At 70.0% G+C, this 17147-nt stretch carries 20 protein-coding genes and 1 pseudogene; 9 read left to right on the forward strand and 12 right to left on the reverse strand.

The features are described from left to right. The first annotated feature begins 14 nt into the window (after positions 1-14). The gene (locus DPQ23_RS09285) at positions 15-1193 is read left to right on the forward strand and encodes a dipeptidase (RefSeq protein WP_112874408.1); all 1179 of its coding nucleotides are present in this window, start codon (positions 15-17) and stop codon (positions 1191-1193) included. Positions 1194-1195: 2 nt separating this feature from the next. On the opposite strand, the gene DPQ23_RS09290 is transcribed toward DPQ23_RS09285, so the two are convergent. The 4 genes from DPQ23_RS09290 to DPQ23_RS09305 all read right to left on the reverse strand — a co-directional run bounded on the left by DPQ23_RS09290 (position 1196) and on the right by DPQ23_RS09305 (position 3462). Beyond that, positions 1196-1633 (reverse strand): hypothetical protein, encoded by a 438-nt coding sequence (locus tag DPQ23_RS09290; protein WP_205961429.1) that lies wholly within the window; start codon positions 1631-1633, stop codon positions 1196-1198. Further along, on the reverse strand, positions 1620-2678 hold the full coding sequence (locus DPQ23_RS09295) for a 5-(carboxyamino)imidazole ribonucleotide synthase (protein ID WP_112874467.1): 1059 nt from the start codon (positions 2676-2678) through the stop codon (positions 1620-1622). The genes DPQ23_RS09290 and DPQ23_RS09295 overlap by 14 nt, the downstream gene beginning before the upstream one ends. Continuing rightward, complete coding sequence (purE, locus tag DPQ23_RS09300) at positions 2671-3159, reverse strand: 5-(carboxyamino)imidazole ribonucleotide mutase (protein ID WP_112874410.1); 489 nt, start codon at positions 3157-3159, stop codon at positions 2671-2673. The genes DPQ23_RS09295 and purE overlap by 8 nt, the downstream gene beginning before the upstream one ends. Before the next feature lie 69 nt (positions 3160-3228). Further along, entirely contained in the window at positions 3229-3462 is a 234-nt protein-coding gene (locus DPQ23_RS09305) for a YdcH family protein (protein WP_112874468.1), read from the reverse strand. Between the two features lie 215 nt (positions 3463-3677). On the opposite strand from DPQ23_RS09305, the gene DPQ23_RS09310 reads away from it, so the two are divergent. Continuing rightward, a complete protein-coding gene (locus tag DPQ23_RS09310) occupies positions 3678-4088 on the forward strand; it encodes an Hsp20 family protein (protein ID WP_112874411.1) in 411 nt (136 codons plus the stop codon). Positions 4089-4099: 11 nt separating this feature from the next. Beyond that, on the forward strand, positions 4100-4327 hold the full coding sequence (locus DPQ23_RS09315; RefSeq protein WP_112874469.1) for a DUF1150 family protein: 228 nt from the start codon (positions 4100-4102) through the stop codon (positions 4325-4327). Here the strand turns inward: DPQ23_RS09315 and DPQ23_RS09320 are convergent. From DPQ23_RS09320 to trxB, 4 genes are all read right to left on the reverse strand, one after another. Further along, entirely contained in the window at positions 4314-5288 is a 975-nt protein-coding gene (locus DPQ23_RS09320; RefSeq protein WP_112874412.1) for a glycosyltransferase family 8 protein, read from the reverse strand. The two genes, DPQ23_RS09315 and DPQ23_RS09320, sit on opposite strands and share 14 nt — an antisense overlap. Next, positions 5285-6088 carry a hypothetical protein gene (locus DPQ23_RS09325; protein ID WP_112874413.1) on the reverse strand — a complete coding sequence of 268 codons (804 nt, stop codon included), beginning with the start codon at positions 6086-6088 and terminating at the stop codon, positions 5285-5287. The genes DPQ23_RS09320 and DPQ23_RS09325 overlap by 4 nt, the downstream gene beginning before the upstream one ends. A gap of 75 nt (positions 6089-6163) precedes the next feature. Continuing rightward, positions 6164-7873, reverse strand: a complete 1710-nt coding sequence (locus DPQ23_RS09330; RefSeq protein WP_112874470.1) for a bifunctional sulfate adenylyltransferase/adenylylsulfate kinase — start codon at positions 7871-7873, stop codon at positions 6164-6166. 136 nt (positions 7874-8009) lie between these two features. Then, positions 8010-9005, reverse strand: coding sequence for a thioredoxin-disulfide reductase (gene trxB / locus DPQ23_RS09335; protein ID WP_112874414.1), 996 nt, complete (start codon positions 9003-9005; stop codon positions 8010-8012). Between the two features lie 176 nt (positions 9006-9181). On the opposite strand from trxB, the gene DPQ23_RS09340 reads away from it, so the two are divergent. Further along, positions 9182-9700, forward strand: a complete 519-nt coding sequence (locus DPQ23_RS09340) for a DUF2243 domain-containing protein (RefSeq protein WP_112874415.1) — start codon at positions 9182-9184, stop codon at positions 9698-9700. 77 nt (positions 9701-9777) lie between these two features. Next, on the forward strand, positions 9778-10266 hold the full coding sequence (locus tag DPQ23_RS09345; RefSeq protein WP_112874416.1) for an Lrp/AsnC family transcriptional regulator: 489 nt from the start codon (positions 9778-9780) through the stop codon (positions 10264-10266). A gap of 59 nt (positions 10267-10325) precedes the next feature. Here the strand turns inward: DPQ23_RS09345 and pgeF are convergent, their stop codons facing one another. The 3 genes from pgeF to lgt form a co-directional block, all read right to left on the reverse strand. Continuing rightward, the gene (gene pgeF / locus DPQ23_RS09350; RefSeq protein WP_112874417.1) at positions 10326-11090 is read right to left on the reverse strand and encodes a peptidoglycan editing factor PgeF; all 765 of its coding nucleotides are present in this window, start codon (positions 11088-11090) and stop codon (positions 10326-10328) included. A gap of 65 nt (positions 11091-11155) precedes the next feature. Further along, complete coding sequence (locus DPQ23_RS09355) at positions 11156-12232, reverse strand: class I SAM-dependent methyltransferase (RefSeq protein ID WP_112874418.1); 1077 nt, start codon at positions 12230-12232, stop codon at positions 11156-11158. Continuing rightward, entirely contained in the window at positions 12229-13110 is an 882-nt protein-coding gene (lgt, locus tag DPQ23_RS09360) for a prolipoprotein diacylglyceryl transferase (protein WP_112874419.1), read from the reverse strand. The genes DPQ23_RS09355 and lgt overlap by 4 nt, the downstream gene beginning before the upstream one ends. Before the next feature lie 119 nt (positions 13111-13229). On the opposite strand from lgt, the pseudogene DPQ23_RS09365 reads away from it, so the two are divergent. Next, positions 13230-13466, forward strand: a pseudogene (locus tag DPQ23_RS09365) (accessory factor UbiK family protein); the annotation flags it as partial. 222 nt (positions 13467-13688) lie between these two features. Here the strand turns inward: DPQ23_RS09365 and DPQ23_RS15430 are convergent. Next, positions 13689-13997 carry a DUF6476 family protein gene (locus DPQ23_RS15430; RefSeq protein ID WP_162630707.1) on the reverse strand — a complete coding sequence of 103 codons (309 nt, stop codon included), beginning with the start codon at positions 13995-13997 and terminating at the stop codon, positions 13689-13691. Here DPQ23_RS15430 and DPQ23_RS09375 point away from each other — a divergent pair. From DPQ23_RS09375 to DPQ23_RS09385, 3 genes are all read left to right on the forward strand, one after another. After that, a complete protein-coding gene (locus DPQ23_RS09375) occupies positions 13996-15036 on the forward strand; it encodes an RluA family pseudouridine synthase (protein ID WP_112874421.1) in 1041 nt (346 codons plus the stop codon). The two genes, DPQ23_RS15430 and DPQ23_RS09375, sit on opposite strands and share 2 nt — an antisense overlap. Before the next feature lie 54 nt (positions 15037-15090). Then, positions 15091-15993 carry an RNA polymerase sigma factor RpoH gene (rpoH, locus tag DPQ23_RS09380; RefSeq protein ID WP_112874422.1) on the forward strand — a complete coding sequence of 301 codons (903 nt, stop codon included), beginning with the start codon at positions 15091-15093 and terminating at the stop codon, positions 15991-15993. A gap of 115 nt (positions 15994-16108) precedes the next feature. Further along, entirely contained in the window at positions 16109-17131 is a 1023-nt protein-coding gene (locus DPQ23_RS09385; RefSeq protein WP_112874423.1) for a hypothetical protein, read from the forward strand. Positions 17132-17147 lie beyond the last annotated feature (16 nt).

A 17147-nucleotide genomic window follows, 5' to 3' on the forward strand; every position in this document is an offset into this window, starting at 1 on the left:
CGGCGGCCCCGCGCATGAGGCTGCTGCGCCGCATCCTTGTGTGGCTGGTGGCGCTGGCCGTCCTTGCGGCCGTCGTGGTGGCGGTCTTCGGCCCCGGCTTTGTGGCCGGGCGCCTGAATCCGGTCACGGCGGAGGAATCCTGGCCGGTGTCGGACACCGCGCGCACCTTGCACGCGGGGCTGGTCATCGCCGACCTGCACGCCGATCCGCTGCTGTGGGACCGCGACCTGTCCACGCGCCGGGACGAGGGCCATGTGGACCTGCCGCGGCTGGATCAGGGCAATGTCGCGGTGCAGGTCTTCACCACCGTGACGAAAAGCCCGCGGGGGCAGACCTATTCGGACAACGACACCGAGGCCCCCGACAACATCACGCCGCTGGTGATTGGCCAGCTTCGCCCGGTGCAAAGCTGGTTCAGCCTGAAGGAACGCGCGCTGGATCAGGCCGCGCGCCTGCGGCGGCTGGCCGAGGACCACCCCGACCAGCTGCGGCTGATCCGGTCGCGCGACGATCTGGCCGCGTTGCTGTCCGACCGGGCGTCAGGCGCGCGCGTGATCGGGGGCGTCCTGGGAATGGAAGGCGCGCATCCGCTGGAAGGGCAGCTTTCGAACCTGCAGGTCATGGAGAGCGCGGGGTTCCGCCTGGTCGGCCTGACGCATTTCTTCGACAACGAACTCGGCGGTTCGCTGCATGGCGCGTCCGGTGCGGGGCTGACGGATTTCGGGCGCCAGGTCGTGGCCGAACTGGTGCGGCGGCGCATGGTGATCGACCTGGCCCACGCCTCGCCGCAGATGGTCCGTGACGTGCTGGCGATCCCCGGCACGCGGCCGATGCTGAGCCACACCGGCATCCGTGCCGCCTGCGACACGCCGCGCAACCTGCCCGACGCGCTGGTGCAGTCTATCGCCGACAAAGGCGGCATCATCGGCATCGGGTTCTGGGAGGACGTCACCTGCGACGATACCCCCCGCGGCATTGCGCGCAGCATCAAGGCCACTATCGGCCTCGTGGGCCAGGATAACGTGGCGTTGGGGTCGGACTGGGACGGCTCGGTGGGCGTGCCCTTCGACGCCGCCGGCCTGCCCGCGCTGACGCAGGCGCTGATGGACGAGGGGCTGACTGAGGCGCAGATCGCCAAGGTCATGGGCGGCAATGTGGTGCGCTATCTGGGCGAGGTGCTGCCGCGCGATTGAACTCAGGCCTTTCTGATGGCATCCAGTCGGTGCCACGCTTCCTTGAAGTCTGCCTGCTCATAGGCCTTTGGTTGCAACCAGAAGCTGCTTTTCCCATCCTTGCGGCCATGATGGGCAAGCGCATGAACCTCGGCTGGGGTCAAGATCCAGCATGAAGGGTCTGTCAGCGCCCGGTTCACGATGATCCACATGTCGCCCATCAGGCCATCGATCGAACTGCCAAGCGGCACAGGATCGCGGCGCGACAGGGCCTTTATCTGCAACGCGATCATGAAGGTCGCGCCACGGTCATAAGCAATAATGTCCACGCCGCGCGCATTTCGGGCTGTCGGCATGGCATTCCATCCACGACGCGACAACTGATAGCAGACGAAATACATCCCGGCATTGCCGACGATCTGGGAAGGGAACTTGGCTGTCCCCGGTTCAGCGGCGGACAATATTCACATGCCCCATCTTGCGGCCCGGCTTCACCTCGGCCTTGCCATAAAGATGGATCTGGGTGTCCGGTCGCGCGAGCCACTGGGGCAGCCGGTCCATGTCGTCGCCGATCAGGTTCTCCATGACCACATCGGCATGGCGCCGACCGTCGCCCAGGGGCAGTCCCGCGACCGCGCGGATATGCTGCTCGAACTGGTCCACGGCGCAACCGGCCTGGGTCCAGTGGCCGGAATTATGCACGCGCGGCGCGATCTCGTTGACGACGAGGCCCTGGGACGTGACGAACAGCTCGACCCCCATGACGCCGACGTAATCCAGCGCCGTGACGATGCGGCTGGCCAGCAGGACGGCATCGGGGATCAGCCGCGCGGGCTGGCCGCAGGGGACGGTGGTGGTGCGCAGGATGCCGCCCCGGTGAACGTTCAGGCCGGGGTCATAGGCTGCCACCGTCCCATCCTGCCCCCGCGCGACGATCACGCTGATCTCGGCGCTGAACTCGACGAAGCCCTCCAGCACCGAAGGTGCGTTCACCTGCGCCCATGCCGCGTCAAGATCGTCGCCCGCGTTGATCCGCACCTGTCCCTTTCCGTCATAGCCGAAGCGCCGCGTCTTCAGGATCGCCCGGTCGCGCCCCTGCACGGCCGCGGCCAGGTCGGCCGCCGAATCGACACGTGCATAGGGGGCGGTGGTCAGACCCAAGCCGCACAGAAAGTCCTTTTCCTCCAGCCGGTCCTGGCTGACGGCCAGCGCGCGACGATTCGGGCGGATGGGGACGATGCTTTCGATCAGGTCCAGCGCCGAGGCCGGGACATTCTCGAACTCGTAGGTCACGACATCGACGCCTGCGGCGAAGGCGCGGATCGCCGCCTCGTCCTCGTAGGGCGCGGTCGTCACGGCATGGGCCACGTCGCCTGCAGGCGCGGCGCCCGGTTCATAGATGTGGCAGCGGTATCCCAGCCGGCTGGCCGCGACAGACAGCATCCGGCCAAGCTGGCCGCCGCCCAGGATGCCAATGGTGGCGCCGGGGCGCAGGGGATCAGACATCATCGGACGGCTCCTCGGGGATGGAGGCGGACAGCGCCGCGCGCCAGTCGTCCAGCCGCTGAGCCAGGGCAGGGTCGTTCAGCGCCAGGATGCCCGCCGCCATCAGCCCGGCATTGGCCGCCCCCGCCGCGCCGATCGCCATGGTGGCGACGGGAAAGCCCTTGGGCATCTGCACGATCGAATAAAGCGAATCGACCCCGTTCAGCGCCCGCGTCTGGACTGGCACGCCGATCACGGGGATGCGGGTCTTGGACGCCATCATGCCGGGCAGATGCGCGGCCCCGCCCGCGCCTGCGATGATGACCTGCAAGCCGCGGCCCGCGGCCTCGCGCCCATAGGTCCACAGCCGGTCCGGGGTGCGGTGGGCGCTGACGATGCGCGTCTCATGCGCCACGCCCAGTTCGTCCAGGATCTGCGCCGCCTCTCGCATCGTGGCCCAGTCGGACTGGCTGCCCATGATGATGCCGACCGGAACCGTCATTCCCATTTTCTCTGGCCCTGCCCCCTTCGCGGAAAGCCGGCATCATAGCCAGCGGCGGGACGCGCGCAATCACGCGATGATGTCGGGGGTCAGCTCATCCTCAAGCCGGGCGATCTGGTCCTTCAGCGCCAGCTTGCTTCGCTTCAGCCGGCCCAGCGTCAGGCTGCACACGGTGCCCTGCGCCGCCATGGCCGCGATCGCCTCGTCCATTTCGCGGTGCTGCCGGCGCAGCCCCGCCAGGCGCGTGCGCGCCATGTCCTCGGGTGACATGGCGGCCAGCGTCGTCAGGGGCAGGTCTTGCATGGTCAGGCAGATGTCCGGGCGGGGGCGCGGGGCGCGCGCGGGGCTGGGCGTGGCGCCAGAGCGCGGCGCAGGGACAGCATACAGGGCCGAGCCCCTGAAAGGGAACAGAATCTTGCGTCCCTTGCAGCGCCCCGCCACGCACCACATATCTGTGGCGTCCGGTTGCCGCAGTCGGGACCGGACACGCAGTCGCTTGAAGGACAAGGACACTGACGATGACCAAGACGACGCTGGGCGCACATCCGTATCTGCTGGGGTTCGACCAGCTGGAACGCCTGGCCGAACGCGCCGCCAAGGGGACCGAGGGCTATCCGCCCTACAACATCGAACACCGCGCCCCCGACGGGTTCCGCATCAGCCTGGCCGTCGCCGGCTTTGCCGAGGAGGACCTGACGGTCACGATCGAGGATCGCCAGTTGATGATCCGCGGCCGCCAGTCCGACGCGGCCGAGCAGCGGGTGTTTCTGCACCGCGGCATCGCCGCCCGCGCGTTCCAGCGCAGCTTCGTGCTGGCCGAGGGGATCGAAGTCGAGTCGGCCGCGTTGGAAAACGGCCTGCTGCACATCGACCTGCGCCGCCTGACGCCGCAGGGCATCGTCAAATCCATTCCGATCAGCCGCAGTTAATGGGGATCGCCATGAACATGAAGCACGACTTTCCGCAGACCGACGAAGGCAACGTCGTCTATATCCGCCGCGTCGAAATGGACGCCCTGCCCGCCGAGGTGCGCCAGCAGGCGCAGGGGCTGGACTGGCTGTACGCCGTGCACGGCGTCGATGGCGAGCGGCTGGCGCTGGTCGCCGATCGCAAGCTGGCCTTCGTGCTGGCGCGGCAGAACGAGTTGACGCCCGTCAGCGTCCACTGAGCCCGACTGAGCGCGGCGCAGCGGCCCGGCGCTGCTGCGCCTGCAGATAGGGCAGGACATAACGCTGGCGCATCAGTGCCAGGGCGGCCCGCTGGACGCGGTACTTGCGCCGCCCCGTCATCAAACCCATGGCCATGCGCCGGTTGCGGTTCAGGACGGACAGGCGCAGCCGCCAGGTCCGGGGCTGCGGCGGCGGCATCAGCGCCGCGATCCGGTCGGCGTGGAAATGCCAGATGTCGCCCATGGCGACATTGGCGCGCCAGGGTTTGTGGTTCACCACGTAATGGGCCACCCGGATGTCGTCCGGCAGGCGCGCCGGCGTCCAGGCGGCCGGGTCGGTGTAGACGTTGAACGAGGGCGGCAGCGCCAGCACCCGGCCGCGGCAGGCGATGTTGACGGCGGACTGGTCCTCGGACAGCAGGGGCCGGCACGGATCGGACAGCAGCGACAGGCAGGCCGCGGCCGTTCCCTCGCGCCGCCACAGGGGCAGGTTCATCACCAGCAGCCCCGCATTGACGTAGTCCCCCCGCGCCAGCCCGGTCGAGGCAAGCTCGCGGTCGTCGGGGCTGGGGTCCGGGACCGCGGCGATCAGGTTGTCGCCCAGGGGCACATCGGCCAGCAGCCCCAGGTCCCCCATTACCGCCATGTCGCAATCCATGTAGACCACCCGCCCCTCGTGCGGCATCAGGTCGGGGATGAGCAGCCGCAGAAAGGTGCTGCGGGTCAGATGAGCGCGGGTGACAGGCACGGCGGCAAAGCGGTCTGCGCCGATCTCGATGCGCGAGACCTGCACCCCCAGCAACGGACCCAGCGCGTCGATGCGCGCGCGGTTCCCGGCCGAGATGCCCATGTCCAGCACGGTAAAGCGGGCGGCCGGATTGTGCCAGGCCGCCGAGGCGATCAGCACCAGCACACCGGGGGCGTAATTGTCGTCCGCCCCCGTGACCACGTGCAGCGTCATGGCGCGGACCCGGTGCCGGCGTCGGGGCCTTGCCACGCGCGGCGCAGCCAGCCCACGTCCCCGATGCGGCGATACCAGCGCCCGCCCCGCCCGGCCAGCACCTCGGCCATCTTGGGCGTTCCCGCGAACAGCACGATGCGCGCCCCGGGGGGCGGGGCCGGGTCGCGCAGCCAGCTTGCCAGCCCCCGCCCCACGCAGTCGTTCTTGAAGCTGACGCACCAGCCGCGCGGCCAATAGGTTAGCTTGCCCTGCCGGTTCAGGATATCGCTGACCATCTGCTGCTCATGCTCATAGGCGGCCTGCGCGGCGGCCGGGTCGGCCTGGTAGGTCTCGACCACCTCGGGGTGCGCGCCGATGCGCCAGCGAAAGACCGAAGTGTTGCCGACCATGTGCAGGAATCGGTCGCGTCCGGGGTTGATCCGCCGCAACGGCTTGGCGCGGAACAGGTCGTCGTCGCGGATGACGCACACCGCGCCCGGGTGATCGAAAAACGGGGCCAGGTTGCCGATGACGACCAGGTCCAGGTCCAGAAACAGCGCCGTCCCCGCCAGCCCGTGCAGGTCGCGCCCAAACAGCGCCAGCTTGCGCCAGCGGGTGTCGCCTGATCCGGGGGGCAGGCGCAGGTCAGGCAGCGGCAGCGCCTCGATGCCCGCGTCCAGCCCGGCCGCGTCGTCCGTCAGGCAGATGAACCGATGCGGCCGCGCCAGATGCCGGCGCACGCCGCGCGCCAGGTTGTTCACATCCGCTGCGCCATAAAGCGTGCCCCATTTCATGCATAGGATCAGCACCGGATCGGACATGGGCCGCAGGGCTCCGCAGATGAAAACGCCCCCCGGTGTGACCGGGGGGCGCGGGGAAAGTCAATCGGCGGCCGCTTACGACAGCCCGATCAGGCCCATCTGTTCCAGCTTCAGCAGCACCTGCTGGGCGGCGTAATCGACGTCCACGCCCTCGGTCTGGACGCGCAGCTCGGGCGTCTGCGGCTCCTCGTAGGGGTCCGAGATGCCGGTGAACTCCTTGATCTTGCCCTCGCGCGCCAGCTTGTACAGGCCCTTGCGGTCACGCCGCTCGCATTCCTCGAGCGTGGTCGCGACATGCACCTCGACGAAGGCGCCGAACTGCTCGATCATCTCGCGCACGGCCCGGCGGGTGGCGGTATAGGGCGCGATCGGCGCGCAGATCGCGATGCCGCCGTTCTTGGTGATCTCGGACGCGACATAGCCGATGCGCTTGATGTTGATGTCGCGGTGTTCCTTGGAAAAGCCCAGTTCCGACGACAGGTGCTTGCGCACCACGTCCCCGTCCAGCAGCGTCACGGGGCGGCCGCCCATCTCCATCAGCTTGACCATCAGCGCGTTGGCGATCGTGGACTTGCCCGACCCCGACAGGCCGGTGAAGAACACGGTGAAGCCCTGCTTGTGGCGCGGGGGCGAGGTGCGGCGCAGCTGCGTCACCACCTCGGGGAAGCTGAACCATTCCGGGATCTCAAGCCCTTCGCGCAGGCGGCGGCGCAGTTCGGTGCCCGAGATGTCCAGGATGGTCGCGCCCGGCTCGACCTCGTCGCGCGGCTCGTACTGGGCGCGTTCCTGCACGAAGACCATCTGCTTGAAATCGACCATCTCGATGCCGATCTCGTCCTGGTGCTGGCGGAACAGCTCCTGCGCGGCATAGGGATCGTAGAAGTCCTGGCCCTGGCTGTTCTTGCCCGGCCCGGCATGATCCCGGCCGACGATCATGTGGGTCAGACCGTGGTTGCGGCGGATGATGCCGTGCCACACCGCCTCGCGCGGGCCGGCCATGCGCATCGCCAGGTTCAGCAGCGACAGATGGGTTGTCGCCTGCGGATACTTGTCCAGCACCGCCTCGTAGCAGCGGACGCGGGTGAAATGGTCCACGTCGCCGGGCTTGGTCATGCCGACAACCGGATGGATCAGCAGGTTGGCCTGCGCCTCGCGCGCGGCACGGAAGGTCAGCTCCTGGTGGGCGCGGTGCAGCGGGTTGCGGGTCTGGAACGCCACGATGCGGCGCCAGCCCAGCTTGCGGAAATAGGCGCGCAGCTCGTTGGGCGTGTCGCGGCGGCCGCGGAAATCGTAATGCGTCGGCGGCTGGAGGCCGGTGATCGGCCCGCCCAGATAGACCGGACCCGCGACATTGTGCAGATAGTTCACGGCCGGATGGGCCAGATCGTCGGCGCCGAAGACCTTTTCGGCCTCGCGCTGCTTGTTCGGCGTCCAGCGGTCCGTGACCGACATGATGGCCAGGATCACGCCTTCCTGGTCGCGCAGCGCGATGTCGGTGCCCGGCTCAACCCCGTCGGCGAACGCCTGGGTCACGTCCAGGGTGATCGGCATCGGCCACAGCGCGCCCGAGGCCAGGTGCAGGTCCTCGACCACGCTGTCGTAGTCGGCCTCGGTCAGAAAGCCCTTCAACGGATGGAAGCCGCCGTTCATCAGCAGTTCCAGATCGCAGATCTGACGCGCCGTCAGATCCCAGGACGGCATGTTGCCCGCCTCGACCTTCAGCTTCTGCGCCGAATCGGCGTTGACATAAAGTTCCGGGATCGGCGCAAGGTTCGGCTGCTGCATCATCTGCCCACTGACTGTTCATGACATCACGCCAGGTGCCAAGGCGCAGGCCGGGCACGGCTGCCGGCCCCTTATCGGCCCTGCCGGTCCCCTGCAACCATAGCGGGCGGGAAAAGACTGCTGCGTTGCAGCGAGGTCAACGCTCGGCCAGTCCCTGCGCCGCCAGCCAGTGTTCGGCGTCCAGCGCCGCCATGCAGCCCATGCCCGCGCTGGTGATCGCCTGGCGATAGGTGTCGTCGGTCAGGTCGCCCGCCGCGAAGACGCCGGGGACCGAGGTGCGGGTGCTGCCCGGCTCGACCTGGACATAGCCGCCGTCGCGCAACGCGACCTGACCCTTGACCAGCTCGGATGCGGGCGTATGGCCGATGGCGATGAACACGCCGTCGGCCGGGATCGGCCGGACGCTGCCGTCCGTGGTGGACCGCAGCACCGCGCCGGTGACGCCCAGCGGGTTGTCGTCGCCGGTGATCTCGACGACCTCGTGGTTCCACAGCACCTCGACCTTGGGATGGCGGAACAGCCGGTCCTGCAGGATGCGTTCGGCGCGCAGGCTGTCCCGGCGATGGACCAGCGTGACCTTGCTGGCGAAATTGGTCAGGAACAGCGCCTCCTCGACCGCGGTGTTGCCGCCGCCGATGACCAGAACCTCTTTTCCGCGATAGAAGAAGCCGTCGCAGGTGGCGCAGGCGCTGACGCCAAAGCCCTGGAACCGCGCCTCGCTGGGCAGGCCCAGCCAGCGCGCCTGCGCCCCGGTCGCCAGAATCACCGCGTCCGCCGTCAGGCGCGCGCCGCTGTCGCATTCCACAAGGAAGGGACGCCGCGACAGGTCAAGGCGCGTCACGGTGTCGGTCACGACCTCGGCCCCCATGGCGCGGGCGTGCGCCTCCATCCGCACCATCAGGTCGGGGCCTTGCACTTCGGTGTCGCCCGGCCAGTTCTCGACCTCGGTCGTGATGGTCAGCTGGCCGCCGGGCTGCATCCCCTGGATCAGCCGCGGCTTCAGCATCGCGCGCGCGGCATAGATCGCCGCCGTGTATCCCGCAGGGCCGGAGCCGATGATGAGCAGGCGCAGATGCTCGGGCACGGGCGTGGTTGCGTCCGGGGCAAAGGGGGGGGCGGTCGGGGCGGACATGGCAGGCCTTTCAGATCGGTCGGCGCATCAGGTATGCCACCGGACAGCCCGTCGCAATGGCCGGGGATCGCCCGCCACGGCAGCCGGCCTGGCAGCCCCCGCGCGCGATGAGGCTTGCCTTGCGCTGAGGGCGGCGGAAAAATGGGGGACGACCTGCACAGCTGAAGGGACACGTCATGGCGTCTGCGCTTTCCGACACGACCTCGGACCCGCCGCATTTCCCCGTGTCGGCGGGGATCCTGTTCGGCCTGGGGCTGGGCGGGTTCTTCGACGGGATCGTGCTGCACCAGATCCTGCAATGGCACCACATGCTGACCAGCGCGGGCTTTCCGCCCGACAGCGTGCCCAACCTCAAGGTGAACACGCTTGCCGACGGGCTGTTTCATGCGACGACCTATGTCTTTGTCGGGCTGGGCCTCGTGGTCCTGTGGCGGCAGGCGCGCCGGCGGCACCTGCGCTGGTCGGGCAAGCTGCTGGCCGGCTCGATGCTGATGGGCTTTGGCCTGTTCAACCTGGTCGAGGGCACGATCAGCCACCAGCTGCTGGGCATCCACCACGTCAACGAGACGGTGCCCCCCGCCCAGTGGATCTGGTGGGACCTGGGCTTTCTGGTCTGGGGCGCGGCCATGCTGCTGGGGGGATGGGCGCTGCTGCGGGCGGGCCGGGACCAGACCCCGGCCGAGGGGAGGCGCTGACCCGGGTGTGGCGAAAGAATATTGCGCCTGCCCTGCCGCCTCGGTAAGGAACCGTCGGAACGACGGCAGAGGACAGCATGGCGGGGAACAGACTCGACGATATTGACCGCCGCATCCTGGCCGAACTGCAATCCGACGGGCGCATGACCAACGTCGAACTGGCGCGCCGGGTCGGCATCTCGGCCCCGCCCTGCCTGCGCCGCGTCCGCACGCTGGAGGAGGCGGGCTATATCCGCGGCTATCACGCCGACATCGACCCGCGCGAACTGGGGTTCGAGGTGCAGGTCTTTGCCATGGTCCGCCTGCACAGCCAGTCCGAGCGCGACCTGACCGCGTTCGAGAACCGCGCCCGCGGCTGGGCGCTGGTGCGCGAATGCCACATGCTGAATGGCGAGATCGACTTCATCCTGAAATGCGTGGCCCCCGACCTGTCCACCTTTCAGCGCTTTCTGACCGACCAGCTGACCGCCGCCGACAACGTGGCCAGCGTCAAGACCAGCTTGGTGATCCGCTGCGCCAAGGACGAGCCGGGCGTGCCCTTCGACGTGATCGAGGCGCGCGGCTGACGGCCGGAGCCGTGGTCTTCCTGCCATGAGGATCCGGGCCGCCCGGCCGTCCCAGGTGCCTAGAGCGTGATGGCCGAGATCAGCCGGCCATAGTCGGCCTGCCCCTGGTGGGTGGATCGGCGATAGGAAAAGAAGCGGTCGGGGTCCGAATAGGTGCAGTGGCCCGACCACTCGGCCTCGACCCCCAGTTCGCGCAGTCGGTGCAGGCCAAAGCCCGGCAGGTCGAACATGGGCCGCCCGTTCGGCCCGCCGGCGAAAAAACGCCCGGCGTCCGGGTCCTCGGCCAGAAAGCGGTCCATGAAGTCGTCGCCGACCTCGTAGGCGCGCTGGCTGATGCAGGGGCCGATCACGGCGCGGATGTTGTCCGCGCCAAGGTCGCGCATCGCCGCCACGGTGGCGTCCAGGATGCCGTCCAGCGTCCCCTTCCAGCCGGCATGGGCCGCGCCGATCACCCCCGCCTGCGGGTCGGCCAGCAGCACGGGCTGGCAATCGGCGGCCAGCACCGCGATGGCGACGCCGTGCACGGCGGTGACGATGGCGTCCGCCTCGGTCCGGCAGATCGCGGCCGGGTCATCGCCGGGATGCAGGGTCAGCGCGCGTGCGGAATGGGTCTGGTGGACCGTCGCCAGGCGGTCGGGCGCGACGCCCATGGCCTCGGCGACGCGGGCGCGGTTCACCGCGACGATCCCGGCCTGGTCCGACGATCCGCGCCCGCAGTTCAGCCCCGCGAACAGCCCCGACGAGGCCCCGCCCTTGCGGGTGAAGAACCCGTGGCGCAGCGGCGCCAGCAGCGGGTGCGTCAGGACTTGCAGGGTTGTCTGCATGGTCGGAAACTCATGTTCTGGGCGCGGCGGTGCAGGCAGGGATGCCGCGGATCGTGGCGGCAGGATCAGGCATCGGGCGGGCGGCACTGGGCCGGGACAGGCAACGCCAGTGCCGAAAAGCCGGGCGGCGGCGGCGCGGGACGAGGCCAGACAGCCATCGCCTTGAACAACTGTCCCATCCGGGCCGGATGGGTCAAGCGCTCAAGCGCCTCGGCCGCGCCGGCATCGCCGGCGGCGGCCAGCCGGGCGGCCCGATGCGCCATGCCCAGGCCCAGCAGCCAGTCGCCCTGCGCCACCGGGGCCGAGACGGCCGCCCCCGCAGCCAGCGCCGCCGCGGCCAGCGGGGCAAAATCGACATGCGCGGTCAGGTCGGCCTGTCCCGGATGGGCCAGCGGATCGACAGGGGCGTGAGCGCGCAACGCCTGAAAGCTGTCGCCGCGGCCGTCCCAGGTGCCATAGTCGATCAGGATGGCCGCCCCCCCGTGCCGCGCGATACGTCCGGCAAGGGCCGTGACGATCGGGGGCGCCTCGGGGCAGATCTCGACGACCTCGCCATCGCGCGCCACGCGGTCCAGCGCGACGGGCGGGCCCAGCGCAAGCGCCAGACGGTCCCCGGCGACGACGACCATGCGCTCGGCCCAGCCGCCGGGAACGCGCTGGAACTGCCGGATCGGCAGCGCGTCAAAGAACTCGTTTGCAATCAGGAACAAGGGATTGTCCGGCAGGTCCGAGACGCTGTCGAGATGAACGACCGCGCCCAGCCGGTCGCGCTGGACCTGCCGCAGATGGGCCGACGCCTCGACCAGCACGACCTGGGCGGCCTCGGCAAAGCCCGGAACGCCGCGCGTCGCGCGCAGGATGTCGGCCATCAGCGTGCCCCGCCCCGGTCCCAGCTCGGCCAGGGTGAACGGCGCGGGCGCACCCTGGTCCAGCCACGCCTGGGCGAGCGCCAGCCCCACCATCTCGCCGAACATCTGGCTGATTTCCGGTGCGGTGGTGAAATCGCCGTCCCGCCCGAACGGGTCGCGGGTCGAATAGTAGCCGTGCGCCGGGTGCAGCAGGCACAATCGCATGTAGTCGTCCAGGCGCATCGGCCCCTCGGCCGCGATCCGGCCGGCGATCAGGCGGCCCAGCGGCGTCACGGCAGGGCGGCCACGCGCCGGCGGGCGCGCAGCACGAAGGCCAGCCCGACCAGGATCATCGGCAGCGACAGCAGTTGTCCCATCGTCAGCCCCCAGACAGGCCCGCCGACGACATGGCCCCAGGGGTTGCCCGCCGCCACGAACTGCGCGTCGGCCTGGCGGAAGAACTCGACGACAAAGCGGGCAAGCCCGTAGCCGGCCAGAAACAGCCCCATCGCCATCCCCGGACGGCGCAAGCCCCCGCGGCGCACCAGCCACAGCAGCGCAAGGCCCAGCAGGATGCCCTCCATCCCCGCCTCGTACAGCTGGCTGGGATGGCGGGCGCAGGGGCCGACGACGCCGGGACAGGTCTGCGCCGCCTCGCCCGGAAAGACCACGCCCCAGGGCAGGGTCGTCGGGCGGCCCCACAGCTCGGCGTTGATGAAGTTGGCGATGCGGCCGAGAAACAGCCCCAGCGGCGTCGCCACGGCCAGTGCATCGGCCAGCCGCAGGGGCGCGATGCCGTTGCGCCGCGCGAACAGCCAAGCGGCGACCACGACCCCCAGGAACCCGCCGTGAAAGGACATGCCCCCCTGCCACAGGATCGGGATCTGCCCGGGGTTGGCCAGGTAATAGGCCGGTTCATAGAACAGCACGAACCCGAGGCGCCCCCCCAGCACCACCCCGGCGACGATCCAGGTCAGCAGCTCCTCGACCCGCTCGGGCGCCATGGGTGCGGTCCCGCCCCACAGGCCGGGGCGGCGCATCAGCGCGACGATGATCCGCCAGCCGCCGATCAGCCCGACCAGATAGGCCATCGCGTACCAGCGCAGCGCAAAGTCGCGCCCGAACAGCGTGATGGTGAAGATGTCGGGGGAAATGTCGGGGAAAGGGATCATCGGTTCCTCGCGGGTCGGGCGCAGGCTTGGCGGCGCGGCGCCGGGGTGTCAACCGCGAGACATTGAAGCACCCCGCCGCCCGCGCCATATTGGCGGCAACGGACGCGAAAGGACCGCCCATGACCAGCACCGGACCCAACCGCTTTTTCGACGACATGTCCCGCCTGATGACCAACGCCATGGGCGTGGCACAGGGCGCCAAGGACGAGGCCGAGACCGCCTTCAAGGGATGGATCGACCGCTGGCTGGCCGAACGCGACTTCGTCACCCGCGAAGAGTTCGAGGCGGTGCGCGAGATGGCGATCAAGGCACGGACCGAAAACGCCGAACTGCGCGCGCTGATCGGGGCGATGCGCGGCACCGCCGAGCCCTCGGCCGGGGTGGCGACGACCGAAGGCCAGCCGCCCGAGGCGCCGCATGTGAGCGAGACCGACGCACCCGCCGGCGACATGACCGCCCCCGAAGTGGCCGGCGATCCCCCCGCAGAGGCGCCGCACGTCAGCCAGGCCGATGCCCCGCCCACGGACATGAGCCCCCCCGACAAGGGCTGACAGCGCGTTCCGCGCAAGGGCGCGGGATCACGCGTCCGGCACGACGCTTTGGCGCAGGGTGCCGGCGCGGTCATAAAGCAGGATCGCGCCCGCGTCGGTCACCACCACGGTCCAGTCGCGGGCGAAGGTCACGGCCGCGGCCCGCGCCCCCGCGGGCAGGGTGATGGCCGCCGGCAGCACCGGCAGCGGCGGCTGGGACAGGCGCAGCCACAGGATCGCCGCGATCGCCGCGATGCCCAGCCCCATGGCCAGCGCCAGCCCGACCACGACGCGGCGCAACAGGGCCAGTTCCGGCACTTTCGCCGCCGCGGCAGTGTCGTTATCATCCGGCGCCATGCCCGACCTCATCCTGACCATACCGGAGGGTTCCGCCGACGGGACCGACCACGACCGGCTTGATAAGGCGCTGGCCGCCGTCGCGCCAGCGGGCGCGGCGCTGTCGCGCTCACGCCTGACGCGGCTGATCGCCCAGGGGGCCGTCGCGGGCCCGCTGGGTCCCGTGACCGACGGCAAGGCGCGCGCCCGCCCGGGCGATTACCGCGTGACCCTGGGCGAGCCTGCGCCCATCGACGCCCAGCCCCAGCCGATGGACCTGTCCATCGCGTTCGAGGACGAGGCCCTGATCGTCATCGACAAGCCTGCGGGGCTGGTCGTCCACCCTGCCCCCGGCAGTCCAGACGGCACGCTGGTCAACGCGCTGCTGGCGCATTGCGCGGGCAGCCTGTCGGGCATCGGGGGCGCGGCCCGTCCGGGGATCGTGCACCGGATCGACAAGGACACCTCGGGGCTGCTGGTGGTGGCCAAGACCGATCTGGCGCATCAGACGCTGGCCGCGCAGTTCGCCGACCATTCCGCCGCGCGGCGCTATCTGGCGGTGGCGCATGGCACCATCGACGCGGGCGATCCACGCCTGCGCGGCCTGCGGGGCGTGACGATGGAACCCGGCGGCGTGCTGCGGATCGCCACCGGGCTGGACCGCCACCCCACCGACCGGCAGCGGCAGGCGGTGCGCTTTGACGGGGGGCGGGCCGCCGTCACCCGCGCCCGCATGATCGAGGCGTTCGGTGCGCCCCCGGCCGCGATGCTGGCCGAATGCCGGCTGGAAACCGGCCGGACCCACCAGATCCGCGTCCATCTGGCCCATTGCGGACTGGCGCTTGTGGGCGACCCCACCTATGGTGGCGGCCGCAAGCCCTCGGCACGGGCGCTGGGGGCGGATGCGGCGGCTGCCGTTGCGTCCTTTCCACGACAGGCGCTGCACGCGGCGCATCTGGGGTTCGCCCATCCCGACGGGCGCTGGCTGTCCTTCGACAGCCCTCTGCCCCCCGACATGGCCGGGCTGCTGGACCGGCTGCGGGGAACCCCCGCCCCCTAGGGGCGTTCGATAGGACACCGGCCGCCCAATTCCGGGCGCCAGTCAGGATTCGCAATGGCCAGCTATACCAACCTTCCTGCGCCCAGCCCCGAACAAGGGATGAACCGCTATCTGCAGGAAATCCGCAAGTTCCCCCTGCTGGAGCCGGAGGAGGAATACATGCTGGCCAAGGCCTGGGTGGATCACCAGGACAGCGAGGCGGCGCACAAGCTTGTGACCAGCCACCTGCGCCTGGCCGCCAAGATCGCCATGGGCTATCGCGGCTATGGCCTGCCCCAAGCCGAGGTGATTTCCGAGGCCAACGTCGGGCTGATGCAGGCGGTCAAGCGGTTTGACCCCGAGCGGGGCTTTCGCCTTGCGACCTATGCGATGTGGTGGATCCGCGCCTCGATCCAGGAATACATCCTGAGGTCCTGGAGCCTGGTGAAGATGGGCACCACCAGCGCGCAGAAAAAGCTGTTCTTCAACCTGCGCAAGGCCAAGTCCAAGCTGGGCGCGCTGGAGGAAGGCGACCTTAGGCCCGAGAACGTGGCCCAGATCGCCAAGGATCTCAGCGTGACCGAGCGCGAGGTGGTCGAGATGAACCGCCGCCTGTCGGGGGGCGACGCCTCGCTGAACGCCACCGTCGGGGGCGCCGAGGGCGAGTCGACCGCCCAATGGCAGGACTGGCTGGAGGACGAGAACGCCAACCAGGCCGAAGCCTTCGCCGAGGCCGACGAGCTGGACGCCCGCCGCCAGATGCTGGCCGCCGCGATCGACGTGCTGAACGAACGCGAGCGCGACATCCTGGTCGAGCGCCGGCTGCGCGACGAACCCGTGACGCTGGAGGATCTGTCCGTGCGCTATGGCGTCTCGCGCGAGCGCATCCGCCAGATCGAGGTGCGCGCGTTCGAGAAGCTTCAGGACCGGATGCGCAAGCTGGCGCGCGAGCGCGGCATGACCCCGGCCGAGGAGTGAGCGTCCCGCCGGTCGCCCCCTTCCCGGACCCCGCACGGTCGAAGGACCATCTGGACGCACCGCGCGGCAGGCCCCAAGGTGGCGGCAAGCACAGGGGCAAGGGGCTTTCGCACAGGTGACCGCGCTTGCGCAGTATCAGCGGCTCGAATCATCGGGGGTCTGGCGTCCCTCGCCCGAAGACCGGGTGCGCGACGTGGTCGTGGCCTTCGGGGATGCCACGCTGATCCTGCGCGATCCCCGCTCGGAGGAGCCGCTGTCGCACTGGTCCCTGCCCGCGGTGACCCGGCTGAACCCCGGCCAGCGCCCCGCCATCTTTGCCCCCGGCGGAACCGAGCGCGACGAGGTCCTGGAGATCGACGACACGCTGATGGTCGATGCCATCGAGCGCATCCACACCGCCATCGCGGCCGGCCGTCCCCGTCCGGGGCGGGTGCGCCACGGCATGAGGCTGGCGCTGGCCGTCGTCCTGCTGGGGGCTGCGGCGGTCTGGCTGCCGGGCGCGATCCAGCGGCACGCGGCGTGGATTTCGCCCCCGGCGCAGCGCACGGCGATCGGCAACCAGATCCTGGCCGACCTGCGGGTGGCGACGGGGCCGGAATGCTCGCGTGCGGCCGGATCGACGGTGCTGGTGCGGCTGGCCGACCGCCTGCTGGGGGCGCAGGGGCGCATCGTGGTCCTGCCCGCGACGCTGCGGGGCGCGCGCGCGCTGCCCGGCGGGATCGTGGTGATCGGCGATGACCTGATCGCCGGCAAGGCCGACCCCGACATCGCCGCGGGCCATGTCCTTGCCGCCGACGAGGTGGCCCGCGCCCACGACCCGCTGCTGGCCGCGATCCACCGCGCCGGGACGCGCGCGGCCATCGAGATGCTGACCACCGGCGAGATGCCCGAGGGCGCGCTTGCGGGCTATGGGCAGGCGCTGCTGGCAGGCCCCGTTGCGCGCCCGGCCGACGAGGCGCTGCTGGCCCGGATGGAACAGGCGGGCGTGCCCAGCGAGCCCTATGCCCGCTCGCTGGACCCCACGGGCGAATCGGTGCTGCCGCTGATCGAGGCTGACCCGTTCCGCACCACGCCGCCCAGGAAGCCGATCCTGAGCGACGGGGAATGGGTCCAGTTGCAACAGATCTGCAACATCTGACCGGCCCATCCCCCGC

The sequence above is a fragment of the Paracoccus endophyticus genome (assembly GCF_003286075.1).
GTDB classification, from domain to species: Bacteria; Pseudomonadota; Alphaproteobacteria; order Rhodobacterales; family Rhodobacteraceae; genus Paracoccus; species Paracoccus endophyticus.

Coding starts and splice junctions, on each gene's coding strand:
- trxB (WP_112874414.1), bottom strand. CDS start 9,005: ATGTCCGCCCCGACCGCCCCCCCCTTTGCCCCGGACGCAACCACGCCC.
- DPQ23_RS09310 (WP_112874411.1), top strand. CDS start 3,678: ATGACCAAGACGACGCTGGGCGCACATCCGTATCTGCTGGGGTTCGAC.
- DPQ23_RS09330 (WP_112874470.1), bottom strand. CDS start 7,873: ATGCAGCAGCCGAACCTTGCGCCGATCCCGGAACTTTATGTCAACGCC.
- DPQ23_RS09340 (WP_112874415.1), top strand. CDS start 9,182: ATGGCGTCTGCGCTTTCCGACACGACCTCGGACCCGCCGCATTTCCCC.
- lgt (WP_112874419.1), bottom strand. CDS start 13,110: ATGATCCCTTTCCCCGACATTTCCCCCGACATCTTCACCATCACGCTG.
- DPQ23_RS09345 (WP_112874416.1), top strand. CDS start 9,778: ATGGCGGGGAACAGACTCGACGATATTGACCGCCGCATCCTGGCCGAA.
- DPQ23_RS09295 (WP_112874467.1), bottom strand. CDS start 2,678: ATGTCTGATCCCCTGCGCCCCGGCGCCACCATTGGCATCCTGGGCGGC.
- DPQ23_RS09375 (WP_112874421.1), top strand. CDS start 13,996: ATGCCCGACCTCATCCTGACCATACCGGAGGGTTCCGCCGACGGGACC.
- DPQ23_RS09305 (WP_112874468.1), bottom strand. CDS start 3,462: ATGCAAGACCTGCCCCTGACGACGCTGGCCGCCATGTCACCCGAGGAC.
- DPQ23_RS09285 (WP_112874408.1), top strand. CDS start 15: ATGAGGCTGCTGCGCCGCATCCTTGTGTGGCTGGTGGCGCTGGCCGTC.
- rpoH (WP_112874422.1), top strand. CDS start 15,091: ATGGCCAGCTATACCAACCTTCCTGCGCCCAGCCCCGAACAAGGGATG.
- DPQ23_RS09320 (WP_112874412.1), bottom strand. CDS start 5,288: ATGACGCTGCACGTGGTCACGGGGGCGGACGACAATTACGCCCCCGGT.
- DPQ23_RS09325 (WP_112874413.1), bottom strand. CDS start 6,088: ATGTCCGATCCGGTGCTGATCCTATGCATGAAATGGGGCACGCTTTAT.
- DPQ23_RS09315 (WP_112874469.1), top strand. CDS start 4,100: ATGAACATGAAGCACGACTTTCCGCAGACCGACGAAGGCAACGTCGTC.
- pgeF (WP_112874417.1), bottom strand. CDS start 11,090: ATGCAGACAACCCTGCAAGTCCTGACGCACCCGCTGCTGGCGCCGCTG.
- purE (WP_112874410.1), bottom strand. CDS start 3,159: ATGACGGTTCCGGTCGGCATCATCATGGGCAGCCAGTCCGACTGGGCC.
- DPQ23_RS15430 (WP_162630707.1), bottom strand. CDS start 13,997: ATGGCGCCGGATGATAACGACACTGCCGCGGCGGCGAAAGTGCCGGAA.